The organism is Streptomyces pseudogriseolus, from assembly GCA_002154585.1.
Classification (GTDB): Bacteria; Actinomycetota; Actinomycetes; order Streptomycetales; family Streptomycetaceae; genus Streptomyces; species Streptomyces pseudogriseolus.
On the sequence record MUNG01000426.1, the window covers coordinates 1 to 9,826 of the forward strand.

Consider the following 9,826-nt stretch of genomic DNA (forward strand, 5'->3'; position numbering starts at 1 on the left):
CGAGCACCTCGCCGCCGTCGCCTCCGGCTTCCACAGCCTTGCCAAGGGTGTCGGCCGCCATTTCGAGGCCGGTGAGGTCCGCCAGACCGTCGTCGAGCTCGACGAGGCGTTCCTGTTCGTCACCGCCGCCGGGGACGGCAGCTGCCTCGCGGTCCTCGCCGACGCCGACTCCGACGTCGGCCAGGTGGCCTACGAGATGACCCTCCTGGTGAAGCGGGTCGGCGTGCATCTGGGCGCCGCGCCGCGCACGGATCTGCCCTCCGGCGGGTAGTGGACCGACATGAGCGATCACGGTCAGGGCAGCAGCCACTGGTTCGACGACGAGGCCGGACCGGTCGTCCGTCCGTACGCCATGACGCGGGGCCGCACCACCAGTGCGGCCCAGCACCGCCTCGACCTGATCGCCGTGGTCGTCGCGGAGCCGCACGCGGACGACGCCGAGGACGACCCCTCCCTCTCCCCTGAGCACGTCGACATCGTCGCGCTGTGCCGCGAGACCCCGCAGACGGTCGCCGAACTCGGCGCCGGGCTCGACCTGCCGGTCGGGGTGGTCCGGGTCCTCGTCGGCGACCTCGTGGACGCCGAGTTCGTCCATGTGAACCGGCCGGTACCCCCGGCCGAGCTGCCGGACGAGAGTATTCTGCGCGACGTGATCAACGGCCTCCGGGCGCTGTGACCGGCGCGGAAGCGGGGTAGTGACGTGACAGGCTGGCAGTTCTGGGTCGACCGAGGCGGCACCTTCACCGACATCGTCGCGCGCCGTCCCGACGGCCGGCTGCTCACCCGCAAGGTCCTCTCCGACAACCCGGACCCGGACCGCTCGGGCCCGCCCGGCGCCGACGCGGCGGTCCTCGGCGTCCGCGCGCTGCTCGACGGGTCCGGCGACCCCGTCGCTCCCGTCGACGTCGTCCGTATGGGCACCACCGTCGCCACCAACGCCCTGCTCGAACGCAAGGGCGAGCGCACCCTGCTGGTCGTCACCCGCGGCTTCCGCGACGCCCTGCGCATCGCCTACCAGAACCGCCCGCACATCTTCGCGCGCCGCATCGACCTGCCGTTACCGCTCCACGAGCGGGTGATCGAGGTGGACGAACGCGTCGCCGCCGACGGCACCGTGCTGCGCGCCCCCGACCTCGACGCCCTCGAAGGCCCGCTGCGGCAGGCGTACGACGACGGGATCCGGGCCGTCGCCGTGGTCTGCCTGCACAGCGACCGCCACCCCGCCCACGAACAGGCCGTCGGGGAACTCGCCGCCCGCACCGGCTTCCCCCAGATCTCCCTGTCCAGCGAGGTCAGCCCGCTGATGAAGCTGGTGCCGCGCGGGGACACCGCCGTCGTCGACGCCTACCTCTCACCCGTGCTGCGCCGCTACGTGCGCCAGGTCGCCGACGCGCTCGAAGGCGTACGGCTGATGTTCATGCAGTCCAACGGCGGGCTCACCGAGGCCCGCCGGTTCCGCGGCAAGGACGCCGTCCTGTCCGGGCCGGCCGGCGGGATCGTGGGCATGGCCCGCATGTCGAAGCTCGCCGGCTTCGACCGGGTCATCGGCTTCGACATGGGCGGCACCTCCACCGACGTCTCCCACTACGCCGGCGAGTACGAGCGCGTCTTCACCACGCGGATCGCCGGGGTGCGGCTGCGCGCGCCGATGCTCGACATCCACACCGTCGCCGCCGGCGGCGGCTCCGTCCTGCACTTCGACGGCTCCCGCTACCGCGTCGGACCCGACTCGGCGGGCGCGGACCCCGGCCCCGCCTGCTACCGGCGCGGCGGCCCGCTCGCCGTCACCGACGCCAACGTCATGCTCGGCCGCATCCAACCGGCGTACTTCCCGGCCGTGTTCGGCCCCGGCGGCGACCAGCCGCTGGACGCGGACGTGGTCCGCGAACGCTTCACCGCCCTCGCCCGCGAGATCCACGAGAGCACCGGCGACGACCGCACCCCCGAACAGGTCGCCGAGGGCTATCTCCAGATCGCCGTCGCGAACATCGCGGCCGCGGTCAAGCGGATCTCCGTGCAGAAGGGCCACGACATCACCCGGTACGCCCTCACCACCTTCGGCGGAGCCGGCGGCCAGCACGCGTGCATGGTCGCCGACTCCCTCGGCATCCGCACCGTCCTCGTGCCGCCCATGGCGGGCGTGCTGTCCGCCCTCGGCATCGGCCTCGCCGACACCACGGCCATGCGGGAACGCTCCGTCGAGGCCCCGCTGGAATCCGCCGCCATGCCCGGCGTCCACGGCCTCGCCGACGAACTGGAGGCGGCGGCCCGCGCCGAACTCGCCGCCGAGGACGTCCCAAAGGAGCGCGTCGAGGTCATCCGCCGCGCGCAGCTCCGCTACGACGGCACCGACACCACCCTCACCGTCCGCCTCACCGACCCGGACACCATGCGGCGCGCCTTCGAGGACCGGCACCGCGCCACCTACTCCTTCACCCTCGACCGCCCGATCGTCGTCGAGGCCCTGTCCGTCGAGGCCACCGGCACCACCGAACCCCCCGATCTGTCCGCCCTCGCCCCCTGGTCCGGCCGACCCGCCGCACCCGTCACCGTCCGCCTCCACACCGGCGGCGCCTGGCGCGACGTCCCCCTCCACCGCCGCGAGGACCTCCCTCCCGGCGAGACCGTCACCGGCCCCGCGATCATCGCCGAGGACGGCTCCACGACCGTTGTCGACGACGGCTGGCGGGCCGCCACGACCGACGACGGGCATCTGGTCATGGCACGCGTCGCGGTCACGCGAGGTTCCGACGCCGACACCGAGGTCGACCCGGTCCTGCTGGAGATCTTCAACAACCTCTTCATGTCCATCGCCGAACAGATGGGCGCCCGACTGGAGTCCACCGCCCAGTCCGTCAACATCAAGGAACGCCTGGACTTCTCCTGCGCCCTCTTCGACCCTGACGGGAACCTCGTCGCCAACGCCCCGCACATCCCCGTCCACCTGGGCTCGATGGGCACCAGCGTCAAGGAGGTCATCCGGCGGCGCGGCGCCTCCATGCGCCCCGGCGACACCTACGCCGTCAACGACCCGTACCACGGCGGCACCCACCTGCCCGACGTCACCGTCATCACCCCCGTCTTCGGCAGCACCCCCGGGGACGACCCGGAGCGCGACCCGGAGGTCCTCTTTTACGTCGCCTCCCGCGGCCACCACGCCGAGATCGGCGGCATCGCCCCCGGCTCCATGCCCGCGAACAGCCGCACCATCGACGAGGAGGGCGTCCTCTTCGACAACTGGCTGCTCACCGAGAACGGCCGGTTTCGCGAGGAGGAGACCCTCCGCCTGCTCACCGAGGCGCCCCACCCCTCCCGCAACCCCGCGACCAACCTCGCCGACCTGCGCGCCCAGATCGCGGCCAACCACAAGGGCGTCGAAGAGGTCGGCCGCATGATCGACACCTACGGACTCGACGTCGTCCAGGCCTACATGCGGCACGTGCAGGACAACGCCGAGGAGGCGGTGCGCCGCGTCGTCGACGCCCTGGACGACGGGGAGTACGCCTACGAGACCGACTCGGGCGCCGTCATCCGGGTCACGGTGAGCGTCGACCGCGCCGCCCGCTCCGCCACCATCGACTTCACCGGCACGTCCCCGCAGCTCGCCACCAACTTCAACGCGCCCTTCTCCGTCGTCAACGCGGCCGTCCTGTACGTCTTCCGCACCTTGGTCGCCGACGACATCCCGCTCAACGACGGCTGTCTGCGGCCGCTGCGCATCGTCGTCCCGCCCGGCTCCATGCTGGCGCCCGAGCCCCCGGCGGCCGTCGTCGCGGGCAACGTGGAGACCTCACAGGCCGTCACCGGCGCCCTCTACGCGGCGCTCGGCGTCCAGGCAGAGGGGTCCGGCACCATGAACAACGTGACCTTCGGCAACGCCCGCCACCAGTACTACGAGACGGTGGCGTCCGGCTCAGGGGCCGGGGACGGACACCCCGGCGCGTCCGTCGTCCAGACCCACATGACCAACTCCCGGCTCACCGACCCGGAGATCCTGGAGTGGCGGCTGCCGGTGCGGCTCGAGGAGTTCGCCGTGCGCCGGGGCAGCGGAGGCGCCGGGCGGTGGCGCGGCGGCGACGGAGCCGTGCGCCGCATCCGCTTCCTGGAGCCCATGACGGTCTCCACGCTGTCCCAGCACCGCCGGGTGCCGCCCTACGGCATGGCGGGAGGGGCCCCCGGCGCGACGGGCGCCAACCGGATCGAGCGGGCCGACGGCACGGTCGTCCGGCTCGCCGGCAGCGACTCGGCGGACGTCGGCCCCGGCGACGTCCTCGTCATCGAAACCCCCGGCGGCGGGGGATACGGCCCGCCGCCCGACCACCATCGAGCAGGAGAAGAGACCGATGATCTTCGGGCGTTCTGAGCGCGGCAAGCCCCCGGTCGAGCCGGTCACGCTCAAGATCCTGGTGGCCGGCGGCTTCGGCGTGGGCAAGACCACGCTCGTCGGCGCGGTCAGCGAGATCAGGCCGCTGCGCACCGAGGAGCTGCTCACCGAGGCCGGGCGGCCCGTCGACGACACCAGCGGCGTCGAGGCGAAGAGCACCACCACGGTGGCCATGGACTTCGGGCGCATCACCCTGCGCGAGGACCTGGTGCTGTACCTGTTCGGCACGCCCGGACAGGAGCGGTTCTGGTTCATGTGGGACGAGCTGTCCGAGGGCGCGCTCGGCGCGGTCGTCCTCGCCGACACGCGCCGCCTCGAGGACTGCTTCGCCGCCGTCGACTACTTCGAGCGGCGCGCCATACCCTTCGTGGTCGGCGTCAACTGCTTCGAGGGCTCGGCCCGTTACCCGGAGGACGCGGTACGGCAGGCCCTCGACCTGGACGACGACGTACCGCTGGTGCTGTGCGACGCGCGCGACCGCGAGTCGGTGAAGGACGTCCTGGTGGGCGTCGTCCAGCACGCCATGACGCAGGCCGCCCGGCGGCGCAGCGCGGTCACCACCTGACCGCGGCCGGCACGACGCGGCCCGTGCTCCCGCCGACAGGAGCACGAGCCGCCGCACGACGGACGAGACACCACGCGCGCGTGGCTCAGTCCTCGCCCTCCTCGACCCAGCCGAGGCTCTTCTCCACCGCCTTGCGCCAGTTGCGGTACTCACGGTCCCGCACGGACGACGACATGGCGGGCGTCCACTCGGCGTCCTTCTGCCAGTGAGACTTGAGCTCGTCCAGGCCGTTCCACACGCCCGTGGCGAGTCCCGCCGCGTAGGCCGCGCCCAGACAGGTCGTCTCCGACACCCGGGGCCTGATCACCGGCACCCCCAGCACGTCCGCCTGGTGCTGCATCAGCAGGCCGTTCTTCGTCATGCCGCCGTCGACCTTCAGGGTGGTGATCCGCACCCCGGAGTCCTGGTACATGGCGTCGACGACCTCACGCGTCTGCCAGCTCGTCGCCTCCAGCACCGCCCGCGCCAGGTGCGCCTTGGTGACGTAACGGGTCAGGCCCGTGACCGCGCCGCGCGCGTCGGAGCGCCAGTACGGGGCGAAGAGGCCGGAGAACGCGGGGACGATGTACGCGCCGCCGTTGTCCTCCACGCTCGCCGCGAGCGGCTCGATCTCGTCCGCGGTGCGGATGATGCCGAGCTGGTCGCGGAACCACTGCACCAGGGCGCCCGTGATGGCGATCGACCCCTCCAGGCAGTAGACGGGCGCCTCGTCGCCGATCTTGTAGCCCATGGTGGTGAGCAGCCCGTGCTTCGACGGCACGGGCCTCTCGCCGGTGTTGAGCAGCAGGAAACTCCCGGTGCCGTAGGTGTTCTTGGCGGTGCCGACGTCGTAGCAGGCCTGGCCGAAGACCGCGGCCTGCTGGTCGCCCAGCGCGGAGGCCACGGGCACCCCGGCGAGCTGGCCCACGGCGGTGCCGTAGACCTCGGCGGAGGACCTGATCTCCGGGAGCACGGCCTCCGGGACGTTCATCGCGTCCAGGACGGACGGGTCCCACTGGAGGGTCTCCAGGTTCATCAGCATGGTCCGCCCGGCGTTGGTCACGTCGGTGACGTGCCGTCCGCCGTCGGTGCCGCCGGTGAGGTTCCAGATCAGCCAGGAGTCGATGGTGCCGAAGGCGATGTCGCCGTTCTCCGCACGGGCCCGCAGCCCGGGCACGTGGTCCAGCAGCCAGGCCGCCTTGGGACCGGAGAAGTAGCTGGCCAGCGGCAGCCCCGTGCGGTCGCGGAACCGGTCCTGCCCGTCGGAGCCGCCCAGCTGGGCGCAGAGCCCGGCGGTCCTGGTGTCCTGCCACACGATGGCGTTGTGCACGGGCTTGCCCGTGGACCGGTCCCACAGGACCGTCGTCTCACGCTGGTTGGTGATGCCCAGCGCGCTGAGCTGGTCGGCGCGCAGGCCCGCCTTGGCGAGCGCGCCGGCCACCACGGCCTGCACCTTGGACCAGATCTCCGTGGCGTCGTGCTCCACCCAGCCGGGCTTCGGGAAGATCTGGCGGTGCTCGCGCTGGTCGACGGCGACGATCGCGCCGTGCTGATTGAAGACGATGCAGCGGCTGGAGGTGGTGCCCTGGTCGATCGCGGCGACGAACTTGTCCGTCATGACGTCCCCTTCGTCGGTTCTGCGGAGTCAGAAGGCTGCGTTGAACACGAGTCCGGACAGCGCCCCGCCGATGAGCGGCCCCACCACGGGAACCCAGGCGTACCCCCAGTCCGAGGTGCCCTTGCGGGGGATCGGGAGCAGCGCGTGCACGATGCGCGGGCCGAGGTCACGGGCCGGGTTGATGGCGTATCCGGTGGGGCCGCCGAGCGACAGGCCGATGCCGACGACCAGGAACGACACGATGAGGATCGCGGTGCCCGACTCGCCGAGCCCCTCGGTGAGCCCGAACGCCAGGATGGGCAGCACCAGCCCCATGGTCGCGATGATCTCGGTGACGAGGTTGGCGACCGGGCGGCGGATCGCGGGCGTGGTGGAGAAGACGCCGAGCGTCGGCTGGGAGATGTCCTCCTCGGCGTTGGCCTCGAACTGCGCGTAGTAGACCAGCCAGCACAGCACGGCGCCGAGCATCGCGCCGACCATCTGCCCGGCCACGTAGACGTGGACCGTGTCCCACTCGCCGGTGTCGACGGCGATCCCGAGGGTGACCGCCGGGTTGAGGTGTCCCCCGGACAGCGGGGCCGCGGTGTAGGCCCCGGCCATCACACCGAAGCCCCAGCCGAACGCGATGACCACCCAGCCGGCGTCCTTCGCCTTCGAGTAGTTGAGGACGACGGCGGCGACCACGCCGGCGCCGAAGAGGCTGAGGACGGCGGTGCCGATGACCTCGCCGACGAATATGTCTCCGTTGCTCATGGCGGCTCCTGGGCCGGGGCCCGGGACGGTCGGCCCCGGACCTCACGTGCAGGGTGCGTTTCCCGTTTCCCGTGGCGTGACGTCAGCCGGAGGCAGGGAGGATCCGCGCCCCGCCCGGCGTCCGTGACGAGCGTGCCGTCGCAGCCGTATCGCCCGTGGGGGAGTTTTGACGTCGGTGGGACGCCTGCCGTGGCGCGCCAGAATGCGCCGAGATGTACGGCGATGTCGACTGACACCGGAAGTGTTCACCGGTGGTCAGGAAGCGTCAAGGTCGGTGACAGAACGGGCCGGGGCGCCTGCTTCCGCGCGACGGCCCCCGTCTGATAGATGCAGGGGACATGACACGTTCTTCGCGCGCGGTACGCGCCCTGGTCACCACCCTCGCCGCCCTGCTCACCGCGACCGCCGCGGCCGCACCCGCCCGGGCGACCCCCGAACCCAAGGCGCCCCGCGACTTCGTGGCCCTCCACAGCGTCGACCCGACGATCCTGCACGAGATCCGCTACGTCACCCCGCACAACTTCGTCGGCGAACCGGTCGACGGCTACAAGCAGCCCCTGTGCATCCTCACCCGCCCCGCCGCCGAGGCCCTCCGCACCGCCCAGCGCCGGCTGCTGCCGCAGGGCTACTCCCTCAAGGTGTACGACTGCTACCGCCCGCAGCGCGCCGTCGACCACTTCGTGCGCTGGGCCGAGGACCTCGACGACCAGACCATGAAGGCCGAGTTCTACCCGAACGTCGACAAGACCCGCCTGTTCGCCGACGGGTACATCGCGGAGAAGTCCGGCCACAGCCGCGGCTCCACGGTCGACCTCACCCTCGTGAAGCTCCCCGCCCGCCCCACGAGGCCCTACCACCCCGGCGAGCCGCTCACCCCCTGCTTCGCAGCGAAGGACGAACGCTTCCCCGACGACTCCGTGGACATGGGCACCGGTTACGACTGCTTCGACACCCTCAGCCACACCCTCGACCCGCGCATCACCGGGGTGCAGCGCGCCAACCGGATGCTGCTCAAGACCACCCTGGAGGACCTCGGCTTCGTCAACCTCGCCGAGGAGTGGTGGCACTACACCTTCAAGCCCGAGGCGTACCCGGACACCTACTTCGACTTCCCCGTGGCCCGCAGGTCCCTCACCGGCCACCACTGAGACCGCCCTACCGGAGACGCCCCTTCCGCCATCGGATACAGTCCCGCGCGTGTCCGATACTCACGTTCCCAACTCCGCGGCGGGCAGCCACTGTTCGTCCTGCGGCGCGCCCTACGGAGAGGGCGTCTCCGGCTGGCCGCGCACCTGCCCCGCCTGCGGCGCCGTCGCCTACCGCAACCCCCTCCCCGTCGCCGTGGCCCTCCAGCCCGTGTACGACACCCAGGGCACCGCCCTGGTCGTCGTCACCCGGGCCGTCCCGCCCGCCAAGGGCGGCACCGCCCTGCCCGGCGGTTACATCGACCACGGCGAGGACTGGCGCCAGGCCGTCGTCCGCGAACTCAAGGAGGAGACCGGTTTCGACGCCGAGAGCCGCGACGTCCGGCTCGCCGACGCCATGAGCGCCCCCGACGGCCACCTGCTGCTGTTCGGTCTGCTCCCCGAACGCCCGGCGGCCGACCTGCCCGCCTCCGCGCCCACCGACGAGACCGAGGGCACGCACTTGCTGCGCCGCCCCGAGGATCTCGCCTTCCCCCTGCACACCGTGGCGGTGCGCGCCTTCTTCGAGGGCCGCTACATCTGACCGCCCGACCCCCCGAGCCCGCGGACGCGTACCGGCCGGGACGGCTCCCGCACGCCGTCCTCCGTCTCCCGCCGCACGACGATCCGCGGGCCCGCGCAGGTCACCGAGTACCGCTCGACCTCCGGCCCGTCCGCGCCGTCCCCGCCGTCCGGCACCACCAGCCCGCCCCCGCCGCGGCCCGGAGCGGGCGCCCACACCTCCAGCTCGGTCCCGCCGTCCTCCCCGCACACCGGGATCACCGCACCCGCCCGCGCGAACACCGGTATCCGCTCCAGCGGCGCGTCCACCAGCACCTTCGCCGGCCCCTCGTACGCCCGCCCCGTCGCCGTGTCGTACCACCGCCCGCGCGGCAGCCGCACCTCCCGCCGGACCGCGCCCGCCTCCAGCACCGGCGCCACCAGCAGCGCGTCGCCCAGCAGGAAGGCGTCCTCGCAGTCACGCAACGCCCGCTCCTCCGGCGCCGCCCACCACACCGGCCGCACCATCGGCGCCCCGGTCCGCCGCGCGAGGTGGGCCAGTGTCACGAAGTACGGCAGCAGCCGACGCCGCTCACCGAACGCCACGCGCGCGTGCCCCAGCACCTCCGCCCCGTGCTCCCACGGCCCGCCCTCCGCGCCCTGCGCGGTCGTACGCAGCAACGGCAGATACGCCGCCAACTGGAGTCGCCGCACATACAGTTCGGGTGATCCGTCCCTACCGCCGCCGCCCACGACGTCCGGCCCGGAGAACGGCACACCGCACAGCCCGAGCCCCAGCACCGGCGCGAGCGACGCCCGCAGCCCGGGCCACCCCGCCGCGC

The 9,826-nt window shown here is 72.5% G+C and carries 9 protein-coding genes; 6 read left to right on the plus strand and 3 right to left on the minus strand.

Going from position 1 to position 9,826, the window contains the following annotated elements:
* The 4 genes from CCN29_RS29755 to CCN29_RS29770 form a co-directional block, all read left to right on the plus strand.
* On the plus strand, nt 1–271 hold a 271-nt coding region (locus tag CCN29_RS29755), incomplete at its 5' end, for a roadblock/LC7 domain-containing protein (protein ID WP_143661405.1).
* Nucleotides 272–280: 9 nt separating this feature from the next.
* On the plus strand, nt 281–676 hold the full coding sequence (locus CCN29_RS29760) for a DUF742 domain-containing protein (protein ID WP_006136687.1): 396 nt from the start codon (nt 281–283) through the stop codon (nt 674–676).
* A 24-nt stretch (nt 677–700) separates the two neighbouring features.
* A complete protein-coding gene (locus tag CCN29_RS29765) occupies nt 701–4,363 on the plus strand; it encodes a hydantoinase B/oxoprolinase family protein (RefSeq protein WP_086685648.1) in 3,663 nt (1,220 codons plus the stop codon).
* Complete coding sequence (locus CCN29_RS29770) at nt 4,344–4,949, plus strand: GTP-binding protein (RefSeq protein ID WP_006136689.1); 606 nt, start codon at nt 4,344–4,346, stop codon at nt 4,947–4,949. Before CCN29_RS29765 ends, CCN29_RS29770 begins: the two co-directional genes overlap by 20 nt.
* An 85-nt stretch (nt 4,950–5,034) precedes the next feature.
* On the opposite strand, the gene glpK is transcribed toward CCN29_RS29770, so the two are convergent.
* On the minus strand, nt 5,035–6,546 hold the full coding sequence (glpK, locus tag CCN29_RS29775; RefSeq protein ID WP_031064665.1) for a glycerol kinase GlpK: 1,512 nt from the start codon (nt 6,544–6,546) through the stop codon (nt 5,035–5,037).
* A gap of 27 nt (nt 6,547–6,573) precedes the next feature.
* Nucleotides 6,574–7,299, minus strand: a complete 726-nt coding sequence (locus CCN29_RS29780) for an MIP/aquaporin family protein (protein WP_086685650.1) — start codon at nt 7,297–7,299, stop codon at nt 6,574–6,576.
* A gap of 338 nt (nt 7,300–7,637) precedes the next feature.
* On the opposite strand from CCN29_RS29780, the gene CCN29_RS29785 reads away from it, so the two are divergent.
* Both CCN29_RS29785 and CCN29_RS29790 read left to right on the plus strand, forming a co-directional pair.
* Nucleotides 7,638–8,447, plus strand: coding sequence for a M15 family metallopeptidase (locus tag CCN29_RS29785; RefSeq protein ID WP_031064671.1), 810 nt, complete (start codon nt 7,638–7,640; stop codon nt 8,445–8,447).
* Between the two features lie 49 nt (nt 8,448–8,496).
* Nucleotides 8,497–9,027, plus strand: coding sequence for an NUDIX domain-containing protein (locus CCN29_RS29790; RefSeq protein ID WP_006136693.1), 531 nt, complete (start codon nt 8,497–8,499; stop codon nt 9,025–9,027).
* On the opposite strand, the gene CCN29_RS29795 is transcribed toward CCN29_RS29790, so the two are convergent.
* On the minus strand, nt 9,018–9,826 hold an 809-nt coding region (locus tag CCN29_RS29795; RefSeq protein WP_442538559.1), incomplete at its 5' end, for a glycoside hydrolase family 31 family protein. The genes CCN29_RS29790 and CCN29_RS29795 overlap by 10 nt on opposite strands.

Bases quoted from the DNA above. Each gene is read 5' to 3' on its own strand.
- CCN29_RS29785 (WP_031064671.1), top strand. From the start codon at position 7,638: ATGACACGTTCTTCGCGCGCGGTACGCGCCCTGGTCACCACCCTCGCC.
- CCN29_RS29770 (WP_006136689.1), top strand. From the start codon at position 4,344: ATGATCTTCGGGCGTTCTGAGCGCGGCAAGCCCCCGGTCGAGCCGGTC.
- CCN29_RS29760 (WP_006136687.1), top strand. From the start codon at position 281: ATGAGCGATCACGGTCAGGGCAGCAGCCACTGGTTCGACGACGAGGCC.
- CCN29_RS29780 (WP_086685650.1), bottom strand. From the start codon at position 7,299: ATGAGCAACGGAGACATATTCGTCGGCGAGGTCATCGGCACCGCCGTC.
- glpK (WP_031064665.1), bottom strand. From the start codon at position 6,546: ATGACGGACAAGTTCGTCGCCGCGATCGACCAGGGCACCACCTCCAGC.